This window comes from Acinetobacter sp. WCHAc060042, assembly GCF_003231195.1.
GTDB lineage: Bacteria > Pseudomonadota > Gammaproteobacteria > Pseudomonadales > Moraxellaceae > Acinetobacter.
The window spans coordinates 30,956-51,837 of sequence record NZ_QKVN01000013.1 but is presented as its reverse complement, the minus strand read 5'-3'; the positions used below and the strand labels follow the sequence as shown (position 1 = coordinate 51,837).

Here is a 20,882-nt window from a genome sequence, read left to right as displayed (position 1 = left end):
CTATGATACGAAGTCGCTTTTTACAAATCAGAAATGGTTTGAATCCAAGCTCCCATATGAAGAATATAGAATCAGGTTGATATGAAAATAGCAGTTGCAGGCACCGGTTACGTCGGCCTTTCTAATGCCATGATCTTCTCACAACATCATGAAGTTATTGCACTGGATATCATCGACACAAAAGTCGACATGTTGAATAAAAAAATATCTCCGATTCAGGACGCAGATATATCGACATTTTTAAGCGAGAAACCGCTTAATTTTCGTGCTACAACTGACAAATATGAGGCTTATCGAGGCGCTGATTTTGTCATTATTGCGACACCTACCGACTACGACACAAAAACCAACTATTTCAATACTCAAAGTGTCGAAAGCGTAATCCAAGATGTAGTTGGAATTAATCCTCAAGCAACCATGGTTATTAAATCCACGGTGCCCGTAGGATTTACTCAGAAAGTAAAAGCACAATACAACACCGAGAACATTATTTTTTCTCCAGAGTTTTTACGTGAAGGTAAGGCTTTACATGACAATCTTTATCCTTCACGTATTATTGTCGGTGAAAAATCAGAACGTGCTCAATTGTTTGCAGACATGTTGATTGAAGGTGCCATTAAAAAAGATAGTCCAGTATTATTTACAGACTCTACAGAAGCTGAAGCAATTAAATTATTTGCCAACACTTACCTTGCAATGCGCGTCGCTTATTTTAATGAACTCGATACCTATGCCCAGTCCTTCGGTCTGGATACCCGTCAAATTATTGAAGGCGTATGTTTAGATCAACGTATTGGCAACCATTACAATAACCCATCCTTTGGCTATGGTGGCTATTGTCTACCTAAGGACACCAAGCAACTTCTTGCCAATTACAATCAAGTGCCAAGCAACCTAATTCAAGCGATTGTCGATTCCAACAGTACACGTAAAGACTTTATTGCAGATTCCATTATTGCCAAAAACCCAAACACTGTTGGCATCTACCGTTTAGTGATGAAAAGTGGCTCAGATAACTTTAGGGCTTCAGCTATCCAAGGCATTATGAAACGCATTAAAGCCAAAGGGATTAATGTGATTGTCTATGAACCAACTTTAAATGAAGAAGAATTCTTTAAATCAAAAGTAGTCAATAATTTAGATCAATTTAAGCAGCAAAGTGATGTCATCATTGCCAATCGCAAGTCTCAGGACTTAAGTGATGTTGAAGATAAAATTTATACTCGTGATATTTTTGGAGGTGATGAATGAAAGTTTTAGTCACAGGTGCAGCAGGTTTTATTGGTTTTCATGTTGCTAAAAAGTTGCTTGAACGTGGTGATAGCGTTGTCGGCTTTGACAACATGAATGATTATTATGATCCTACGCTCAAACAAGCACGTGTTGATTTATTAAATCAAACAGCCACCCAAAATGCAGGACAATTCGAGTTCATTCTAGCCAATCTTGCCGATAAAATAGCAGTTGATCAATGCTTTCAACAGCATCAGTTTGATCGCGTCATTCACTTGGCCGCACAAGCAGGCGTGCGCTACTCACTTGAAAACCCAATGAGTTATGTCGAAAGCAATATTATTGGCTTTACCAATATTATTGAAGCATGCCGTTATGCGAAAACACCGCATCTCACTTATGCCAGCACAAGTAGCGTCTACGGTGCCAATACCACCATGCCATTTAGTGAAAAACATGGGGTCAACCATCCTGTGCAATTTTACGCTGCCACCAAACGTGCGAATGAGTTAATGGCTCATAGTTATAGTCATTTATTCCAACTGCCAACCACTGGCTTACGTTTCTTTACGGTCTATGGCCCGTGGGGTCGCCCAGACATGGCTTTATTCAAATTCACTAAAAATATCATTGAAAACAAGCCAATTCCTGTGTTCAATCATGGTAACCATACCCGTGATTTTACGTTTATTGCAGATATTGTCGAAGGTGTGATTCGCTCAAGCGATCAAATTGCACAAGCCAATCCAAACTGGGATAGCAACCATCCAGATCCATCGACCAGCAATGCGCCTTTCCGTATCTTTAATATCGGCAATAATAATCCTGTTAAATTGATTGAATATATTCATGCAATTGAAAAAGCATTAGATAAAGAAGCCATTTTGGACTTATTACCTTTACAAGCAGGCGATGTACCCGACACTTTTGCTGACAGTACAGCCTTGGAACAAAGTGTAGGCTATAAGCCTTCAGTTTCAGTTGAAGACGGCGTCCAACAGTTTGTACAGTGGTATCGAAATTTCTACCAAGTTTAAAGGCGAATGTGGTCATTAAGCTGTACAAAATAAAACCCCTAATTTTTTATGATTAGGGGTTTTATTTTCCATGATATTTAAATCGACAATCTTAGATATAATCAATTTTAATTGTCAGATTTTTTAATCATTAAAGAGCATCTGCACAGTATTCAAATAATATCCTATTTCAGAATATCGAATAATCAAATATTTTTTTAAATTAATCCAATAATACTCTGTAGGCCACATTAAGAGCGCCATAAGGCTCCCAGTTTGATATCCCACTCAGCAGGAGAAATAACCATACGCCCTGCGTTTGGTGTTAATGTAATTTCGCTAAACAGTATTGCATCTTGCGACAATAAAAAATCTATTCGGCTATAGCCATATTCCAAACAAAGTTTTTCAGATAACTCCATCATCTTCTTCATCCTGCAAGGCTCAATAACTGGTTGCGGTGTATTTTCTTTCAAGTCAACGGTGAACGGCTGTAATGACCAAGAAGTATCATAAATATTTGAATATTCAGTACCATCATGCCCACGAACATCAACCTCAACATACATCGGTTGCCCTTCAAAACAGTGAACTCGGCAGGTCGTAATAGTCGCAAGTGTTTCAGCATCACGATATAAATCAACATAATGCTCCGCCAAAATAAGTGGCGAAATATTTTTATAGTGCCACTCGCGTTTGCGGTAGTACATATTCATCTTTAAACTATTTTTGAGCTTAATTTCTGTCCGATTAAAATCAAATGAATCTTTATCATGACAAATCGTAGCACTTCCACTATCGTGCGTGCATTTTAAAACAAACCTGTTTGGAAATTGATCAAAATCAATATCATTAAAATCACAATATGTCCCAATCAATGGAACCATATATTCTTCACCAATTCGATCTATCACCAGCTCTCTGACAGCGAATTTATCTGCTAATTTAGTGTGTAGTGCGCTTCTTTCAAAAATCATTCGTGCAGTCACTTTCTTATTAAAACTTTCTGGTTGATTAAAATTTGGAGTATATCCCAATTTATTAATAAACCTTTTTGTTAGATATTTTTCATCCGAAACAAACATCGTTCTAATTACTTTTGCTTGATATATAAGATTGTTAATCATTGGTTAAATTTTAAATACATCTCATTTTTACCAAATGATAACAAATTTATTCAATTGTGTATGCTTTGTGAATATTATATTTTTTCAGAAACTAATAGATAATGTTGTATTGATCATTTTAAAATCAAAATTAGTCAATAAAAATAAAATAGAGAAAATAAAAAAGGGCTCCGAAGAGCCCTTTTCACATCAAATTACTTATTTTACATAAGTCAACCAATGTGCATATTTCGGATCTTTACCTTTAACCGCATTAAAGAATGTGGTTTGAATTTGTTCAGTAATTGGGCCACGCGTACCTGAACCGATTTCACGGTCATCATATTCACGAATTGGCGTCACTTCAGCAGCCGTTCCTGTAAAGAATGCTTCATCTGCAATATAGAACTCATCACGGGTAATACGACGCTCAACCACGTCATATCCTAAATCTTTTGCAATGGTAATAATGGTTTGACGGGTAATACCATCCAGTGCACCACCTGCGATGTCTGGCGTATGTAACACACCATCTTTGACCAAGAATACGTTTTCACCAGAACCTTGACATACATAACCTTGTGGGTCGAGCAACATTGCTTCGTCATAACCAGAATGTGCCACTTCTTGGTGAGCCAAAATCGACAAAGTGTAATTACCTGACGCTTTTGCTTTACACATCGTCACGTTTGGATGATGGTGAGTAAACGATGAAGTTTTCACACGAATACCTTTCGCCATCGCTTCATCACCGAGGTAGGCACCCCAACTCCACGCAGCAACAACAGCATGAATAGTATTATCTGTGGCAGCAATACCCAGCTTTTCCGAACCAATAAAGATAATTGGACGCAAGTAACAAGATGCTAATTTATTTTCACGAACCACATCAATTTGAGCTTGCTCTAGTGCTGCTTGATCAAATGGAACTTTCATTTGATAAATTTTTGCAGAGTTCAATAAACGCTTAGTGTGTTCTTTTAAACGGAAAATAGCCGTGCCATTCGGTGTTTCATAGGCACGGACACCTTCAAACACACCCATGCTATAATGCAAGGTATGTGTTAAGACGTGAGTTTTCGCTTCACGCCAGTCAACCAATTGTCCATCTTGCCAAATAAAACCATCACGATCAGCCAAATTCATGACACACACTCCAAATTTATATACACAGTCATGTTACCCAATGCTCACAATTGAGCTTGGATCAATTAATCTTTGCCATAATTTGCAAACGATCACTCGGGTATCGCGCCAGTCCGCAGCATTTACTTGCATGGATTGATTCGCAAGGGCTAAGCGGTGGCTCTCGGCTCGTTCACTGAGATAAGCTTGAATCAATGCGGTCGCATCGTCGCTGGATAAGCAACTGGCTTTTGCGGCGTCTTCAAGGATTCGTACATTGTCGGAATAATGGGCAAGATCTGGATGAGACCCACTCCACGCCAACACAGCATACTGTGCCATAAATTCGATATCGACGATACCACCTGCGTCTTGTTTTAAATGAAAAATTCCATCTTTTTGTTGTTCTTTAGAAGAACCCAAATGGTCTTTCATTTTCTGACGCATGTTCAACACTTCTGCACGTACATTTTCTTCATCACGCGGTTGCGTCAAAATTTGGCAACGCAGTGCTTCAAACTTATCACGTAGGCTGGCCTCACCTGCAATCGAACGAGCACGCACCAATGCTTGATGCTCCCACATCCATGCACTTTTCAATTGATATTGCTCAAAAGCCTTTAAACTCGTCACCAATACCCCAGCTTCCCCTGATGGACGTAAGCGGGTATCAATTTCATAAACCCGACCATCAAGCGTTTGAGTCGTCATTAGTGACATAAATTTCTGAGCTACCCGCATGGCAAATTCAAATCCACTGATGGCCTTTAACCCATCAGTATCAGCCTGCTCATCCATATAATGAATAAAGACCAAATCTAAGTCTGAGCCATAACCCAGCTCAATCCCGCCAACTTTACCGTAGCCCACGACTGCAAATGCCAAATGATCAATCGAACAACGTTGACCGTCCGTATCAAGCGGATAACCATGTTTCTTTGCGGTGATTTGGTAAGCCAAATTCAAAGTTGTACTGACCGAAACCTCTGCAATATCCGTCAAAGCATCAGATACTTTCATCAATGGGCTTTCTGCCAAGACATCGCTAGCCGCGACTGCCAACACATTGGATTTTTTGAATAGGCGCAGTACACGCATCAAGTCTTCAACATCATCCAGCTCAATGCGGAGTAACTGTTGACGTAGCGAATCTTCCAAATCTTGACGGCGAGGCAGCTCAAAATCCATTGACAAGAATTCATCCAACAAAACTGGATAGTGGGTTAATTCTTCACAAATCCATGGGCTCACCGTTGCCATTTTGACTAAGCGTTGTAAAGCCCCTTTACTCTCAATCAACATGACCAAATATACGGTGCGTCGCATCACTGACTCCACCAAGGGCATGAGACGTAGCAATGCGGCTTGTGGTTTATCTGACTGTAAAATCGCTTCAATCAAATGTGGCCAAAACATCTTTAAACGTTGTACCGCTTTGGCAGGCAATTTTTTTAACGCATGACCATGCCAAAACTCGTGTATAAGATTTTTCGCCCCCTCATCCAAGACTTCATTTAAACGCGTCTCAAGTTGACTAAAACTTTCCACAAAAGGGTCATGTTCTTTTTCTTTAATTAAATGCTCAAACTGGTAAATGACTTTGGCGCGCTTTTGGTTTAAATACTCAATAAATGTATCCCAACTTGCGAAGCCCAAAGTATCAATCATACGCTGACGCAGTTCAGGTTCTGTTGGTAAAGACTGGGTTTGTTGATCATTCAAGGCTTGAATCGCATGCTCTACACGGCGCAAAAACAAATAAGCATCTTCTAGCTCATTGACTGCTTGCCCATCCAGTAGACCCACTTCACCCAAATGATGCAAGCTGACTAAACATTGACGGTCTTGTAACTCTAATTTTGCCCCGCCATAAATTAATTGGAACACTTGTACAATAAATTCGACTTCACGAATACCGCCCGCACCTAACTTAATATCGTCTTCAATATTACGGCGTAGCACCTCACGCTCAATCATGGCTTTCATTTCGCGCATGGCTTCAAAAGCAGTGTAATCGACATACTTACGGAATACGAAAGGACGAGTCATGCCCAATAACGCATTCCCCTCTTTTCCACCCGTAACAATTCGCGCCTTGATCCACGCATAGCGCTCCCACTCGCGCCCATGCTGACTTAAATATTTTTCCAGAGCGGCATGACTAATCGCCAGTGCTGAACCGTCACCCCAAGGACGCAAACGCATATCTACACGGAAAACAAAACCATCCGCAGTGATGTGGTCCAGCAAATAAATCAGCTTCTGTCCCCACAAAATACAAAACTGTTGTACATCAATACACTTGCGCCCATCTGTTTCACCCTGCTCGTCAAAGGCAAAAATCAGATCAATATCACTGGACAAATTCAGCTCTTGTGCACCGAGTTTCCCCATCGCAACCACGATTAAATCTTGAAGTTTATGGTTATAGCCTACAGGTTGCCCATATTTAGCAATCAAGGGTACTAATGCAAATTCTTTAGCAACGCATATCGCCGCATCAGCAAAATCAGAGAGCTCGCGCGTCAAGGTCATCACATCAATCAACTGATTGGCATCTTGCCAAATCCAACGAAACATGAGGCGTGCCCGTAAAACACGGAGTGCGCGCATCCATGTATTTTCATCACTTATATCTTGTAAAGTCTGCTGAACTACAGCAAAAATTTGTTCGGTCGTCAGTGGCTGAGAAAATTGATCAATAGCATAATCTTTTTCGATATCAATATGATGTATAGATAGGACTTGTTCAGCATATTGACTTGCGCGCAATGTCTTTTGCAATTGCTCAGCATTCATGATCGACCCTTTCACATTATTTTGGTTATTTATAACAGCAGATCATGATATTAAGCGAATTATTTTTATAAAGAAAACATGATTATTCAATAAATTCTTGTTGGGGCGAAACCAAAGACAAAGCTTGGTGTGCGCTGTTTGAACGCGGTAAGCTGACGATGAAGGTTGACCCAACGCCCTCTTTAGACGTTACAGAAATTTCGCCTTTATTTAAGTCAACGAAACGTTTGCAGAGTACTAATCCTAGACCCGTGCCTTTTTCCCCCGCTGTACCTTTAAAGCTAATCGTCAACTTCGGTTCAAATAATGATTCAATTTGCCCATGCGTCATGCCTAAACCTGTGTCTTGAATATAAATATCAATAAAGTCATCGCGCTGTTTGGCATCAATCGTTACCACACCATTGCCATGCATATGGGTGAATTTGAGTGCATTTGAGACCAAGTTCTGAATGACAGAAGTCACCATATTGATATCGGCAAAAATTCTTAAATCATCAGGGACACGGTCGATCAGTTGAATATTTTTATTGACCGCTAGACCATTTAGTACATCAAAGACAATTTGTGAAGACTGTTTAAGTTTATAATGAATCGGATGGTAGAAAGAACGCCCTCCCTCCGCCATAGCCCAATTCAGCAAACTTTCTAACAAGCTATAAGTCGATTGGGCAGTATCATGTAAATAGTCTGCAATACTTTGTATACCCAACTCATCCAAACTCTCACGCTCATCTGCCAAAACTTCTGAGAAACCGATTAAACCATGAAATGGTGCCCTTAAATCATGTGCAATAATTTGAAAGAATTTGGTTTTACTGACATTCATTGCAACTTGCTGCTCATATAACTCCTTAAGTTCTGCATTTTCCATACGCAAATACAGAATATTAAGAAAACTCATTGCAAGCTCTTTCACACTGTCAATCGCATCTCGATCAAAAGCATCCTGTTGCTCATCAAACAAAATCAACTGACCAATCGACTTTGCATCCTCTTTTAAGTCTATTGCGACCATTCGATGATGCACAAAGCCCAAATCGGAGAGAGATTGCGACATTTTTTTATAATTTGGATGTTGTACATCTATAAAGAAATGGTCATCAAAATAAACTGAAAAATTGCTTTCAGCGGGTCGATGAACAGCATTAAAGGAATTTTGAGCAACATACCAAATATAAGGCTCATCTATAAATGTTAAAATCGCTGTTCTTGCTCGCAAAATTTTTCTTGCAAACTTAAGGAAGCTTTGAATTTTGTTATCTTGAGTATTTACACCCAATAATAAAGATAAGTGACAAGCACTTAATTGTTCTGTATCAGACCCAATTTCCAGTAATTGAATACCCATTTCTGCCTCATCTTTTGTGATTTTATCGGCACAAACCCATTATTTATTCTATGTATTAGCAAACTTTCACTATTAAAACAATATAAAAATACAACAATACGATGATGGCATTTAACAAAAAAATCAACTATGGCGAGACTTTATCTTTGGATTTATTTTACTATTTGAAAAAACATGATTTATCTGTACTTTTATAACTTCAAGTCATCAACAGCCTCAGCCATAAATTTCGGGCAATAAAAAACCCCAAGACTGAATATGCTTGGGGTTTTTAATATCTTGGTCCCGAGGGTCGGACTCGAACCGACACGTCATCTCTGACAGCGGATTTTGAGTCCGCCGCGTCTACCAATTTCACCACCTCGGGAAGGTGTTGATGCGTATATTAAACTTTTTGAAAAACTTGTCAACGTAAGTTGATGACAATTGTCTATTTTTAAGTCACATGTGCTTTTTTAGCTTTATATTTGTGCAATATCAGCGTTCATGTCCAAAAAAGCATATACTAGCGCCAATTTTATATCCTCTATTTTGACGCTGCTTTTCCATCATGCAACTTTCTGATTTTAATTTTGACCTCCCCGATGAACTCATTGCTCGTTATCCTTTAAACACGCGCAGTGCTTCTCGTCTTTTACACCTCGATGCACAAGGTCGATACCACGACCACCAATTTACCGATATTCTCGAATTACTCAATGAAGGCGATTTATTGGTGCTCAATGACACCAAAGTGATGAAAGCACGTCTCAAAGGTAAGCGTGCTAGTGGTGGTGCAGTCGAAGTTCTGGTCGAACGCATGCAAGATGCATTTATTGCACACTGTCACATAAAAGCCAGCAACACACCCAAAGCGGGAGCTGAACTTTTTATTGGCCCAGATGCTGTTAAAGTCACGGTGCTAGGTCGTCATGAAAATTTATTTATTGTGGAGTTTTCGCAGCCAATTCTCAATGTTTTGGATTTATACGGCCAACTACCCATTCCGCCGTACTTTAACCGCGAAGCCGAAGCGATTGATACCGAGCGCTATCAAACAGTATTTAATGATCCAACCAAGTTAGCCAGTGTCGCGGCACCGACCGCAAGTCTACACTTCGATCAAAAACTGTTAGATCAGCTTGCAGCTAAAGGCATTCAAAAAACGTTTGTCACTTTACACGTGGGTGCAGGCACCTTTCTGCCTGTACGTACCGATGACATTGCCAATCACATTATGCATAGTGAATGGTGTGATGTTCCTGAGCATTCAGTTGAGCTTATTCGTCAAACCAAAGCGCGTGGTAATAAAGTCATTTCTATCGGAACGACAGCGACACGTGCGGTTGAAAGTGCAGCGCAGGCACATGATGGTGAACTGAAAGCTTGGACTGGAGATACCCAAATTTTTATCTACCCAGGTTATGAGTTCAAAGTGGTGGATCGTCTTATCACCAACTTCCATCTGCCTGAATCGACTCTCTTGATGTTGGTTTCAGCGCTGTCAAATCGTGATAATATTTTGATGGCTTATCAACATGCAGTTGCAAACCAGTACCGCTTCTTTAGTTATGGCGATGCCATGTTAGTCGACCAACTTCAACCCAAATAAGAAGAACCATGCCTCTCGATACGATCAAACATTCTATTCATATTCGACGTAAAAAGAATCAGGTCGTGTTTGATAATATCGACAGGCTTTGGGACATTGCTCGGAGTGCGGACACTGCCCAAGAAATCTTGGATCGGTTGCATCCATGGAAAGCACCGATTACCCTTAAATTTGAAAATGTGTTGCCCATTCTACTGGGAATAATCGGCATTTTTTTTATTGTGCCTGTGTTTTTTGCAGGACAACATATTTGGACATTATTTAGCTTTTTATTTGGCTTAGCTTGCTTGCTTTGGGCCTATTTAAGCTATGAACAGGATGATGCCCTTGAGGAAGTCATAGACCACCTCGAAAAGCAAATTATTCATAAAAAATATCAGCTCAATGAGTTCGCACCACCGCAGTACATTGGTGTTCCGCTACAACCTGCGTATTTTATCCCACAACTCAAACAATTGTTTCCGATCTTTAACCAAGGAACCATCAGTAATGATATTCCCTACTATGCCAGCACGATTTGGCAGGATGAGGACGGACAACAACATCAGGTCTTATTATTTCAATATCACTTTGTCGATGAAATTCGGGTGCGAGACAAAGATGGCAATGAAATGAAAGTCAAAGAAGTGCACAAAGACTTCTGGGGATGTTTTGTGTTTGATGTACCGACTCAAGGGATTGCCATCACAGCATACAATAAAAAATTTTATTATCCTTATAGCTTTCCGTGGCATAGCAGTGACATTCAAATCAACCAAAGGCTCAAATTTTTTGGTGCCGACCAAATGCACATGGCTAAACTGCTATCACCTGCTTTTGTATTACGTGTCGCTGACTTCTTCCAATCACGTGAAGGTGATTTACTCTTTCATCCTGAAAAAAATATTTTGTGCTATATCAGCCCGCAAGACCTGTTTGAAATATCCAGTAAAGCAAAAAAAATCAATGACATTTCGACATTGCGTGGACACTTACGTACTTTTAAATTACCTTATCTAGAGCGTTTAGAATCCGATCTAACGCAATTTTTAAAATAATGATATTTTGCCGTTAGAGGGTCGTATGGGGCTATTGATTTTCTTCTTGATTATTATTGCAATCGTGTTTGGCGTGATTGTCATTCGTAATAATATTGTCAGACACCACAATGCAACCATTCGCGCATGGTCAGATGTAGCTACTTATGAACGTCAAAAGATCAAAATTTTGGATGGGCTAGAACCTTTAGTCGAACAATATTCCAGTTTTGAAAAAGGCACCTTGGAAAAAGTCACTGAACTCCGTCAGAACATTCTTAACCTGAACTTGAACAATACGGATGTCAATCAATTACAGCGTATTGAAGCTTTAAACCAAGAACTAATGCGTAGCCTTAATGTCGTGGTCGAAAATTATCCTGAGCTCAAAGCCAATGATATTTATCTCAAAATGATGAATGAAATTGAGGAACAAAACGAAAATGTCAGTGCTGCGATCAGCATCTTTAACCGCAATGTCGAGCTGTTTAACAATCATATTCAAATTTTTCCAAACAACATTGTTAACACCATGACTGTCGGCAAAAAAGCGGTCCGTCCGTTCCGCGACTCAGTTGCGCTACAAAATTTTGATTACCGCCCAAACTTTAATTAGCAGGGTGATTACACCGATATTTGCTTAAAGGCACTTTAAATGAGTGCCTTTTTTAACTTCTACGCTGACTGCACTGCTGACAACCACCACTTGATACAATCTATCTCCACCCCGACAACACATTCAAATTAAAACCGTTGTCACCGCATACTATTTCGTACAGAAAAGCTTTGCTTTAAAAGTGTTACAACACTGGTGTTTATTTGCATAATCAAGGAAAATAGCCTCCTTTTAGCGGCGAACTGTTTTTTCGCTCTTGCACTGCAAGTCAAGCGGTGCTTTGCTCTTGTTTAGGATTTTTTATGAAGTTTGAAAAATTAGGTCAGTCGGGTCGCGCCCGTCGTGGTCGTTTAACTTTAGAGCATGGTGTGGTGGAAACCCCTGTGTTCATGCCTGTCGGTACTTATGGTACAGTCAAAGGCATGCTCCCACGTGACATTGAAGACATCAAAGCGCAAATTATTTTAGGCAACACCTTCCACCTTTACCTGCGCCCTGGCCTTGAAGTGATTAAAGAACACGGCGGTCTGCATCAATTTATGAAGTGGGATAAACCCATTTTGACCGATTCAGGCGGCTTCCAAGTTTTCAGCCTCGGTGCAATGCGTAAAATTAAAGAAGACGGTGTGACTTTCCGCTCTCCAATTGATGGCTCTAAAGTGTTTTTGTCTCCTGAAATCTCAATGGACATCCAACACACACTGAACTCAGACATCGTAATGATTTTTGACGAGTGCACCCCATATCCTGCAACGCATGAAGAAGCACAAAAGTCGCTACAACTGTCATTGCGTTGGGCAAAGCGTTGTAAGACTCAACATCATGATGTGCTTGAAAATAAAAATGCGCTGTTTGGTATCATTCAAGGTGGCATGTATGAAGACTTACGTGATGAGTCATTAAAAGGCTTACTTGAAGTTGGTTTTGACGGCTATGCCATTGGTGGCCTATCTGTCGGTGAACCAAAAGAAGAAATGATCAAAGTACTGGATTATCTTCCTGCGAAAATGCCAGCAGACAAACCGCGCTACCTGATGGGTGTCGGTAAACCTGAAGACATCGTGGAAGGCATCCGCCGTGGTGTCGACATGTTTGACTGTGTCATGCCTACCCGTAATGCCCGAAATGGACATTATTTTGTGACCGACGGTTTAGTCCGTATCCGTAACAGTAAATACCGTCATGATCAAAGTCCGCTAGATCCACACTGTGACTGTTATACCTGTACCAACTTTACCCGTGCTTATTTATTCCATTTGGAAAAATGTGGTGAGATGCTAGGTTCAATGCTGGGTACTATTCACAACTTACGTTATTACCAACGTTTCACTCAAGACATTCGTGACGCCTTGGATAATGATCGCTTTGATGCCTTTGTTGAAGATTTTTATGCACGTCGTGGTTTAGAAGTTCCACCTTGCCCCCAAGATTAATTGTTGTGAGCATTTGCGCTTGGTAAAAAGACAAGGTAAATTGCAGAACAAGTCTATTTATGATCAATTCGTTGATCACCGTTTTTTTAGTTTAGGAATTTGAAATGAGCCTTTTTATTTCTACAGCTCACGCAGCGGGTGAAGCTGCACAACAACCAAGTATGGTCGCAAACTTGTTGATGATTGCTGTTTTTATTGCCATCTTCTACTTTTTAATTTGGCGCCCTCAAGCTAAACGTGCAAAAGAGCACCGTTCTTTGGTTGAAAGTCTTGGTGTAGGCAGTGAAGTTGTTTTTGCTGGTGGCCTCATGGGTAAAATCACTAAACTCGAAGGCGACTTCGCTGTGGTTGAACTGAGCCGTGGTGTAGACGTAAAAATCCAACGCGCAAGTGTGATTTCAGTTCTTCCTGAAGGCACATTAAATAACCTTTAATCAAAAAAATTAGTCGTGCATCCGCACGACTTTTTTCATTTTAAGAAGAAAACGAATGCGTTACCCAGCATGGAAATATCTACTGATTATCGTGGTTTTGATTATCAGTACATTATATGCCCTGCCTAGTTTGTATCCGGATGAACCTGCGGTTCAAATTTCTGGTGCCAAAGCTGGTACCCAAATTGACCAAAGCATCGTACAAAAAGCAGAGCAGATTTTAAAATCTGAAAGTATCTCAAGCCATGACAACAGCTTTAGTAATAATGCTGCACTGTTACGACTTGACTCTAGCGAAGCACAATTAAAAGCCAAAGAGGCGCTACGTCGTGGGCTTGGTGATGACTATGTTGTCGCACTAAACTTGGCACCAACAACACCAGAGTGGCTACAAAAAATTGGTGCAAAACCAATGAAGCTCGGTCTGGATTTACGTGGTGGTGTTCACTTCTTGTTAGAAGTGGATATGGATAAAGCAATTTCTCAGCGCATGGAAACCTCTGCGACAGACTTACGTCGACAGTTCCGTGACAACAAGATTAAATTTAACAGTCTTGGATTAAACAACAACACGATTACCATTCAGTTTGCGAACAACGATGATCGTACGACTGCTCAAGACTACTTACGTAGCAATGGTAATGAGTTTAATCAGCAAGCGGTCGCAACTGCGACAGGTTCAACCTTACGTTTAACCTATACCGACGTTCGTCGCCAAGAAATTCAGTCTTATGCGGTAAACCAGAACTTAACCACCTTACGTAACCGTATTAATGAGTTAGGTGTGGCAGAAGCCTTGGTACAAACCCAAGGCAATAACCGCATCGTGGTTGAACTCCCGGGTGTACAAGACACAGCCGAAGCAAAACGTGTTTTAGGGCGTACTGCAAACCTAGAGTTCCGTTTGGTCTCTGACCAGAATGATCAAGTCATTGACCAATATACTGGCAAGAGTAATGGGCAACCGCTTCCACCAGGCACTGAACTTTTTGCCTATCAGTCTTTGGACAGCGGACGTGAATTACTGTTAAACCGCAACCGTATTTTAACGGGTGAACGCGTTCAAAATGCATCAAGTGGCTTTAGCCAAGACACGGGCGGTGCCGAGGTAAACATTACCTTAGACACAGCTGGTGGCAAACTGATGTCCGATGCAACCCGTAATGCGGTAGGTAAGCGTATGGCCGTGTTGTTCATTGAAAATAAACAACGTATTAGCTATATCACCGATCCTGCGACTGGTGCTCAAACCGAAGTCCGTACACCTTATGCAGAGTCTGTCGTGATTAACGCTGCAACCATTCAAGCGGTACTCGGCTCTCAATTCCGCATCACGGGTATAGATTCACCTCAAGAAGCGTCTGAACTTGCACTAATGCTACGTGCTGGTGCACTTGCTGCGCCAATGTACTTTGTTGAAGAACGTGTCGTTGGTCCAAGCCTCGGTCAAGAAAACATTGATAAAGGTGTTTTATCAACGCAAATCGGTTTCTTACTGGTCGCGATTTGGATGGTGGTCTTCTTCCGTCTATTTGGTTTAATTGCAAACTTTGCTTTGGTCTTCAACTTAGCCATGATTTTAACCGTCATGTCCTGGATTGGCGCTTCTCTTACCCTACCGGGTATTGCAGGTATCGTGATTACCATTGGTATGGCCGTCGATGCCAACGTCCTCATCTGTGAGCGAATACGTGAAGAAATGAAATGGGGAGCATCGCCCAAACAAGCTATTGTGGCGGGTTATGATCGTGCCTATAACACCATTCTCGACTCAAACTTAACCACATTCTTGGTTGCGTTTATCTTATTTGCTATCGGCACAGGCCCAATTAAAGGCTTCGCTGTAACCTTAATGATCGGTATTGTCTGCTCAATGTTTACTGCAATCACAGTAACACGTGCAATTGTACAGCTCATCTATGGCAAAAAACGAAACTTGAAAAAGTTGAGCATATAAGGAGATCGACGATGACTGATGTGACTCAACAAACTTCAAAAAAATACGGCCGTCCTGATGACGATCGCGTGATTAATTTTATGAAGATTGCGCTGCCTGCAGCCGTTCTTTCTATTATTTTAACGATTGGCAGCCTATTTTTCATTTTCACCAAGGGTCTTAACTTAGGTTTGGACTTTACTGGTGGTATTTCAGCCGAATTGAACTATAGTAAGGCAGTAAAGTCAGCCGATGTCTCTGCTGCACTAACCAAAGCTGGCTTTCATGATCCCGTGGTACAAACCATTGGTTCGGATCGTGACTTAATTGTACGTATGCCTGTACAAGAAGATACAGCAGCAGAAGACTTAACCAAAACCATTACCCAAGCGGTACAGCTTCCAGGTAACTCGGCTTCTGTCAACAAAGTTGATGTCGTCGGTGGGCAAGTGGGTAATGAGCTCTATATTCGCTCAGCAGGTGCTGTGGGTTTAGCTCTATTACTGATGCTGGTTTATGTCACCATTCGCTTTGAGTTCAAACTGGCAATGGGTGCAGTACTATCATTGTTCCATGACGTTGTAGTAACCATCGGTATTTTTGCCATGATGCAATGGCCGTTTGACTTAACGGTTTTAGCTGCTGTTTTGGCCCTGATTGGCTTCTCGCTGAATGACAACATTGTTGTATCGGATCGTATTCGTGAAAACTTCCGTAAGATTCGTGGTGCAACGCCTTTAGAAATCGTTAACATTGCATTGACTGAAACATTACGTCGTACCATTCACACCTCAATGACTTTATTACTGGTGGTGATCTCGATGATGTTACTCGGTGGTGATGGTCTGAAATGGTTCTCTGTAGCGATGTTTGTCGGGGTTTTTGTGGGTACCTATTCTTCAATCTATATCGGTACAGCCTTTGCCTTATGGCGTGGTCTAAACCGTCAAGACTTTATTGTACAAGTGAAGCCTGAGTTTGAAGAAGAAAATGAAATTCCATAAACTCATATAGCTACGTTAAAAGAAAAGCCTCTCAATCGAGAGGCTTTTTTATATCGGTATGAAGCTGTTGTATCAACTCAATCTGAGGCAACGCATAGCCACGGCAGGACTGCTCTGCCCGCCATGCCACAGTCAACATCACATCTCCCAACTCAAAATTTTGATAGGCGAAACTACCAATGAGCGGATGATTACACATGCCACCATTATGCATTGGATGTGCTTGGGTATTCAGTTCATTTAAGTTTAAACGAATACCCAAACCTGATGCTTTAAGCACCGCTTCTTTGGTGGTCCAAACTTTAAACCAGTAGGATTTTTCCTGCTCAACCTGTTGCCATAGCTCAAGTTCATCGACATGAAAAGCATGTTGGGCCAAAGCGCCAAAACGTACTTTGCGACTTAACTCTTCAACATCCACGCCCAAATCAGCCACTTTTTCACTCATGGCTAAAGCATAGTAATTTTGACTGTGACTATGATTGAAATGAAAAGAAGGCTGACCAACCCAATAGGGTTTGCCTGTCTCGCTCAGTGCAATGGCATGATCATCGACGATCATCTGTCGTTGTTCAGATAAGGATTGATTGCGATATTGATAAATGGCTTGTTTTCGCTGCGCAATTTGCTCGACACGTGACAGATTGTAATCCACCTGTACAATGTCCTTAATCTTTTTCAGCTCAACACGTATTGTCCTTGCCACGTTGCCTTCCTATCATCATTTCATGCATCATAAAATAAAAAAGCCCAAAGATCACTTTGGGCTTTTCAGCATCAGAACCTTAATGCCTGATTAACGTTTGAATTTCTTCTCTGCTTTCTTAAACTTCTGAACATAACGACGCTTACGCGCTGCTGTACGCTCATCCACTTGCGACTTACGTCCTTCAAATGGGTTTTCAGAGGTTTTAAACTCAATACGCACTGGCGTACCCTCAAGCTTATACACTTTACGGAATACGTTTTCCAAATAACGACGGTAGTCATGTGGAGTTTTGTCGACTTTGTTGCCGTGAATCACGATGGTTGGTGGATTTTGTCCACCCATATGTGCATAACGCATCTTGATACGACGACCTTGTACCATAGGTGGTTGATGCGCATCGGTTGCATCATTTAAAATTTGTGTAATTTTCGCAGGCGAGACTTTCAAATGCGATGAGTCATAAGCACGGTGAATTGATGGATACATTTCACCAACACCCGTACCATGCAAAGCAGAAATCAGGTGGATCTTCGCCCAAGGAATAAAGTCAAAACGGCGCTCTACATCCAACTTACATTGCTTACGATCATACTCGGACATATTGTCCCATTTGTTAATCGCAATCACCATCGCTCGGCCTGCTTCAAGCGCATAGCCAATTAAGTGTAAGTCTTGTTCTACAATACCTTCACGCGCATCAACCACTATGACCACCACATGGGCATCTTTCATGGCTTGTAAGGTTTTCACGATTGAGAATTTCTCAATCATTTCATCAACCTTACCTTTACGACGAACACCTGCTGTGTCAATTAAGGTGTACTGACGGCCATCACGCTCAAACGGAATATAGATTGAATCACGGGTGGTTCCCGGTTGGTCAAATGCCACCACACGCTCTTCACCCAATAAACGGTTGACTAACGTTGATTTACCCACATTCGGACGACCAATAATCGCTAAGCGTAAACCTGTGTGCTTATCATGCTCATCTGGGTTTTCATCTTCAGGCACATCATGTAGAACCTCTTCCAGCATTTGCTGAACACCGCGACCATGGCTTGCTGCCACTTGCAGAGGTTCACCCATACCGAGTTTGTAAAACTCAACCAAAGCTGCTTCAGCGTGTACACCATCGACTTTATTGGCAACCAAGAAAACTTTTTTACCTAATGTACGCAGTTCGCGAGCAATTTGTTCATCTGAGGCTAACAAACCTGCGCGAGCATCGACCACAAAAACAATAATATCAGCCTCATTAATGGCTGTTTTAGACTGTTCTGCCATGTAAGAGTCGATACCCCCTTCATTTTCGCCGATACCGCCTGTATCAACCACAATGAAAGACTTATTTTGATATACAGCGTCACCATATTTACGGTCACGCGTCAGGCCAGCAAAGTCAGCAACAAGCGCGTCACGACTCTTGGTGATCTGATTGAATAGCGTTGATTTTCCGACGTTCGGACGGCCAATGAGCGCAATTACGGGTTTCATAGATTAACCTTTATTCAAGATCAGCCAGTAAGACTGGTCTGAACATCAGAAACTGGAAGAAAAATAAGGTGAAAAACCTGAATAAAAACTCGGGGTCTTGTCTAAACAAATACCCCGAGGAAATTTAAAAATACGAATTTCGACTAGTTTAACATAAGTCGAACAGAATTAACGATTCTGCCAAATGCTTAATGCACCCTTTCGTGTTGCAACATAAAGTTGATCATCAATCACACGTAAAGTACGCACTTCACCAGAAGTCTTAGCACGACCAATCAATTCACCTGTTGCAGGGTTAATCATGTGCAATACACCATCTAGATCACCCACAATCAGGTCTTGACCTAACATCACAGGATTACTCAATTGGCGATTCAGCAGACTGTCATTTTCCCACAGTTTTTGACCCGTCGTAATTTCATAAGCCACTAATTTACCATCGGCCTGTGCAACAAACACGCCATTGCCAACCACTTCAGGGCGTTGTGTACTACTCGAATCTTCACTCCATACCACTTGCTGTGAAGCCAAATCCGTCATAGTGACTTGACCTTGATAACTGGTGGTAATCAAATACTGACCTGCAACTACTGGGTCACCGTCGATATCATTTAAACGCTGAATATCCGAACGACCATCCGACACAGCTACACGACGCTGCATTCGTGGCACACCCGTAACTACATCTAAAGCATAAACATAGGCATTTGCAGTAGAAATGAGTACTGTGCGCGAATCAACAGGCACTGGTGCCGCATTACCACGAAGGCTAAGTTGAACATTTGGTAAGTTATAGGTCCACACTTGTTGACCTGTCGCCAAATCATGTGCAAAAACGGTTCCATCATTACTGACAGAAATCACACGCCCCGCTTGAACCAACGATGGCGCAAGTAGTGCCCCTGTTAATTGTGCTGTCCATTTTTGCTCGCCTGTCGCTTGGTCTAAAGCAAACAATTGGCCTTTAGCATTACCCACAATGACATAACCATCAGCCGCTTCCACACCTGAGCTTAAGCCAGCCTTAGACACTTCTTTCTGCCAAAGTTTTTGTTTGCCTTTATAAGCCGTCACTTCACCTTTTGGATCAAGCGCAAAAACCACACCATTGTCTGCATCTAGACGTAACCGTAAAGGGTCCGCTGTCGAAGTTGAAGACACACTTTGAGAAAATACAGGGGTCAGCGTTTTCGCTTGAGTCAGTTTTGGAAGTGGATTCGGCTTAACTTCTTCTACTTTGCCACTACTTGCACAACCCGCAAGAGCCAAAGTCAATACGGTTAATGCGCACGAAATTTTGTATTTTCTATTCATTAAGATTCTTCCGCAACGGTTTCTATGATTGGACGTTCGATTTCAGGATCATCAACTAAAATACCAACACTTTCGAGTTTAATTTGTAAAATTTGGCGTTCTTGTTTACGTTCAACCAACTGATCCCATGCACTTTGGTAGGCTTTTTTGGCATTGTCGATATCATTTTTAGCCACATAGACATCACCCAAAGCTTCATCAGCCGTTGCTTTAAAAGCAGGATCAGTCACTTGCGCTAATGTTTTAATTGAATCATCAAATTTCTTTTGTGCCAATTGAGCATACGCCAAGCGTAGTTTTACAATTTGCACTAAACCATCGTCATCGACTTTCGAGTTTTCAACTTTTTTCAACGCTTTTTCAGCACTTGCATAATCTGCTTTGTCATAAGCTAATTTTGCCATCAACAATTGCGTTTGAATGGCCTGAGCCGAATCTGGTGCATCTTTTACGATTTTATCCGCAGTTGCTGACAAGGCAGTAAATGCATCACCTTGTGTTGCACGTGCTTCATCCATCAATTGCTGAACTTTAGCCGTGTTCATCTGGTTCTCAGCCAAAGTCTTCTTCTGCCAGTATTGCCATCCAAAAAAGGCAATCAGCGCAATTAAAATCCCACTAATAATGGCTGAACCATATTTCTTAGTGAAAGACTTTAAACTATCAAGTTGTTCTTCATCACTTAATGCGCTCATGTGACTA

The 20,882-nt window shown here is 41.3% G+C and carries 17 protein-coding genes and 1 tRNA gene; 9 read left to right on the top strand and 9 right to left on the bottom strand.

The window, feature by feature from the left end:
* Positions 1–81: 81 nt before the first annotated feature.
* Together DPG01_RS07540 and DPG01_RS07535 are read left to right on the top strand one after the other, a co-directional pair.
* Positions 82–1,251 (top strand): nucleotide sugar dehydrogenase, encoded by a 1,170-nt coding sequence (locus DPG01_RS07540; protein ID WP_086210437.1) that lies wholly within the window; start codon positions 82–84, stop codon positions 1,249–1,251.
* On the top strand, positions 1,248–2,270 hold the full coding sequence (locus DPG01_RS07535; protein WP_110974661.1) for an NAD-dependent epimerase: 1,023 nt from the start codon (positions 1,248–1,250) through the stop codon (positions 2,268–2,270). Before DPG01_RS07540 ends, DPG01_RS07535 begins: the two co-directional genes overlap by 4 nt.
* Positions 2,271–2,500: 230 nt before the next feature.
* On the opposite strand, the gene DPG01_RS07530 is transcribed toward DPG01_RS07535, so the two are convergent.
* The 5 genes from DPG01_RS07530 to DPG01_RS07510 form a co-directional block, all read right to left on the bottom strand.
* Positions 2,501–3,376 (bottom strand): ATP-grasp fold amidoligase family protein, encoded by an 876-nt coding sequence (locus tag DPG01_RS07530; RefSeq protein ID WP_110974660.1) that lies wholly within the window; start codon positions 3,374–3,376, stop codon positions 2,501–2,503.
* 198 nt (positions 3,377–3,574) lie between these two features.
* A complete protein-coding gene (locus DPG01_RS07525) occupies positions 3,575–4,501 on the bottom strand; it encodes a branched-chain amino acid transaminase (protein ID WP_086210440.1) in 927 nt (308 codons plus the stop codon).
* Between the two features lie 33 nt (positions 4,502–4,534).
* Entirely contained in the window at positions 4,535–7,279 is a 2,745-nt protein-coding gene (glnE, locus tag DPG01_RS07520) for a bifunctional [glutamate--ammonia ligase]-adenylyl-L-tyrosine phosphorylase/[glutamate--ammonia-ligase] adenylyltransferase (RefSeq protein WP_086210441.1), read from the bottom strand.
* Between the two features lie 82 nt (positions 7,280–7,361).
* The gene (locus tag DPG01_RS07515) at positions 7,362–8,630 is read right to left on the bottom strand and encodes a sensor histidine kinase (protein ID WP_110974659.1); all 1,269 of its coding nucleotides are present in this window, start codon (positions 8,628–8,630) and stop codon (positions 7,362–7,364) included.
* Positions 8,631–8,910: 280 nt separating this feature from the next.
* Positions 8,911–8,997, bottom strand: a tRNA-Leu gene (locus tag DPG01_RS07510).
* Between the two features lie 183 nt (positions 8,998–9,180).
* On the opposite strand from DPG01_RS07510, the gene queA reads away from it, so the two are divergent.
* From queA to secF, 7 genes are all read left to right on the top strand, one after another.
* Entirely contained in the window at positions 9,181–10,221 is a 1,041-nt protein-coding gene (queA, locus tag DPG01_RS07505; protein WP_110974658.1) for a tRNA preQ1(34) S-adenosylmethionine ribosyltransferase-isomerase QueA, read from the top strand.
* A gap of 8 nt (positions 10,222–10,229) precedes the next feature.
* Positions 10,230–11,258 (top strand): hypothetical protein, encoded by a 1,029-nt coding sequence (locus DPG01_RS07500; RefSeq protein WP_110974657.1) that lies wholly within the window; start codon positions 10,230–10,232, stop codon positions 11,256–11,258.
* Between the two features lie 25 nt (positions 11,259–11,283).
* Complete coding sequence (locus DPG01_RS07495; RefSeq protein WP_110974656.1) at positions 11,284–11,853, top strand: LemA family protein; 570 nt, start codon at positions 11,284–11,286, stop codon at positions 11,851–11,853.
* A gap of 302 nt (positions 11,854–12,155) precedes the next feature.
* Positions 12,156–13,286, top strand: a complete 1,131-nt coding sequence (tgt, locus tag DPG01_RS07490; protein WP_086210446.1) for a tRNA guanosine(34) transglycosylase Tgt — start codon at positions 12,156–12,158, stop codon at positions 13,284–13,286.
* A 104-nt stretch (positions 13,287–13,390) separates the two neighbouring features.
* Positions 13,391–13,720, top strand: coding sequence for a preprotein translocase subunit YajC (gene yajC, locus DPG01_RS07485; protein WP_004697692.1), 330 nt, complete (start codon positions 13,391–13,393; stop codon positions 13,718–13,720).
* Positions 13,721–13,775: 55 nt separating this feature from the next.
* Positions 13,776–15,677: a protein translocase subunit SecD gene (secD, locus tag DPG01_RS07480; RefSeq protein ID WP_110974655.1), complete on the top strand. Its 1,902-nt coding sequence runs from the start codon at positions 13,776–13,778 to the stop codon at positions 15,675–15,677.
* A gap of 11 nt (positions 15,678–15,688) precedes the next feature.
* Positions 15,689–16,660: a protein translocase subunit SecF gene (gene secF / locus DPG01_RS07475; RefSeq protein WP_110974654.1), complete on the top strand. Its 972-nt coding sequence runs from the start codon at positions 15,689–15,691 to the stop codon at positions 16,658–16,660.
* Positions 16,661–16,691: 31 nt separating this feature from the next.
* Here the strand turns inward: secF and DPG01_RS07470 are convergent, their stop codons facing one another.
* The 4 genes from DPG01_RS07470 to DPG01_RS07455 all read right to left on the bottom strand — a co-directional run bounded on the left by DPG01_RS07470 (position 16,692) and on the right by DPG01_RS07455 (position 20,875).
* The gene (locus tag DPG01_RS07470) at positions 16,692–17,366 is read right to left on the bottom strand and encodes a 4'-phosphopantetheinyl transferase family protein (protein ID WP_171327372.1); all 675 of its coding nucleotides are present in this window, start codon (positions 17,364–17,366) and stop codon (positions 16,692–16,694) included.
* A gap of 90 nt (positions 17,367–17,456) precedes the next feature.
* Positions 17,457–18,866 (bottom strand): ribosome biogenesis GTPase Der, encoded by a 1,410-nt coding sequence (gene der, locus DPG01_RS07465; RefSeq protein WP_110974653.1) that lies wholly within the window; start codon positions 18,864–18,866, stop codon positions 17,457–17,459.
* A gap of 168 nt (positions 18,867–19,034) precedes the next feature.
* The gene (gene bamB, locus DPG01_RS07460) at positions 19,035–20,180 is read right to left on the bottom strand and encodes an outer membrane protein assembly factor BamB (protein WP_086210450.1); all 1,146 of its coding nucleotides are present in this window, start codon (positions 20,178–20,180) and stop codon (positions 19,035–19,037) included.
* Positions 20,180–20,875 (bottom strand): YfgM family protein, encoded by a 696-nt coding sequence (locus DPG01_RS07455; protein ID WP_086210451.1) that lies wholly within the window; start codon positions 20,873–20,875, stop codon positions 20,180–20,182. Before DPG01_RS07455 ends, bamB begins: the two co-directional genes overlap by 1 nt.
* Positions 20,876–20,882: the final 7 nt, after the last annotated feature.

Bases quoted from the DNA above. Each gene is read 5' to 3' on its own strand.
- bamB (WP_086210450.1), bottom strand. From the start codon at position 20,180: ATGAATAGAAAATACAAAATTTCGTGCGCATTAACCGTATTGACTTTG.
- DPG01_RS07540 (WP_086210437.1), top strand. From the start codon at position 82: ATGAAAATAGCAGTTGCAGGCACCGGTTACGTCGGCCTTTCTAATGCC.
- der (WP_110974653.1), bottom strand. From the start codon at position 18,866: ATGAAACCCGTAATTGCGCTCATTGGCCGTCCGAACGTCGGAAAATCA.
- glnE (WP_086210441.1), bottom strand. From the start codon at position 7,279: ATGAATGCTGAGCAATTGCAAAAGACATTGCGCGCAAGTCAATATGCT.
- DPG01_RS07515 (WP_110974659.1), bottom strand. From the start codon at position 8,630: ATGGGTATTCAATTACTGGAAATTGGGTCTGATACAGAACAATTAAGT.
- queA (WP_110974658.1), top strand. From the start codon at position 9,181: ATGCAACTTTCTGATTTTAATTTTGACCTCCCCGATGAACTCATTGCT.
- DPG01_RS07525 (WP_086210440.1), bottom strand. From the start codon at position 4,501: ATGAATTTGGCTGATCGTGATGGTTTTATTTGGCAAGATGGACAATTG.
- DPG01_RS07535 (WP_110974661.1), top strand. From the start codon at position 1,248: ATGAAAGTTTTAGTCACAGGTGCAGCAGGTTTTATTGGTTTTCATGTT.
- tgt (WP_086210446.1), top strand. From the start codon at position 12,156: ATGAAGTTTGAAAAATTAGGTCAGTCGGGTCGCGCCCGTCGTGGTCGT.
- secD (WP_110974655.1), top strand. From the start codon at position 13,776: ATGCGTTACCCAGCATGGAAATATCTACTGATTATCGTGGTTTTGATT.
- DPG01_RS07455 (WP_086210451.1), bottom strand. From the start codon at position 20,875: ATGAGCGCATTAAGTGATGAAGAACAACTTGATAGTTTAAAGTCTTTC.
- DPG01_RS07530 (WP_110974660.1), bottom strand. From the start codon at position 3,376: ATGATTAACAATCTTATATATCAAGCAAAAGTAATTAGAACGATGTTT.
- yajC (WP_004697692.1), top strand. From the start codon at position 13,391: ATGAGCCTTTTTATTTCTACAGCTCACGCAGCGGGTGAAGCTGCACAA.
- secF (WP_110974654.1), top strand. From the start codon at position 15,689: ATGACTGATGTGACTCAACAAACTTCAAAAAAATACGGCCGTCCTGAT.
- DPG01_RS07500 (WP_110974657.1), top strand. From the start codon at position 10,230: ATGCCTCTCGATACGATCAAACATTCTATTCATATTCGACGTAAAAAG.
- DPG01_RS07495 (WP_110974656.1), top strand. From the start codon at position 11,284: ATGGGGCTATTGATTTTCTTCTTGATTATTATTGCAATCGTGTTTGGC.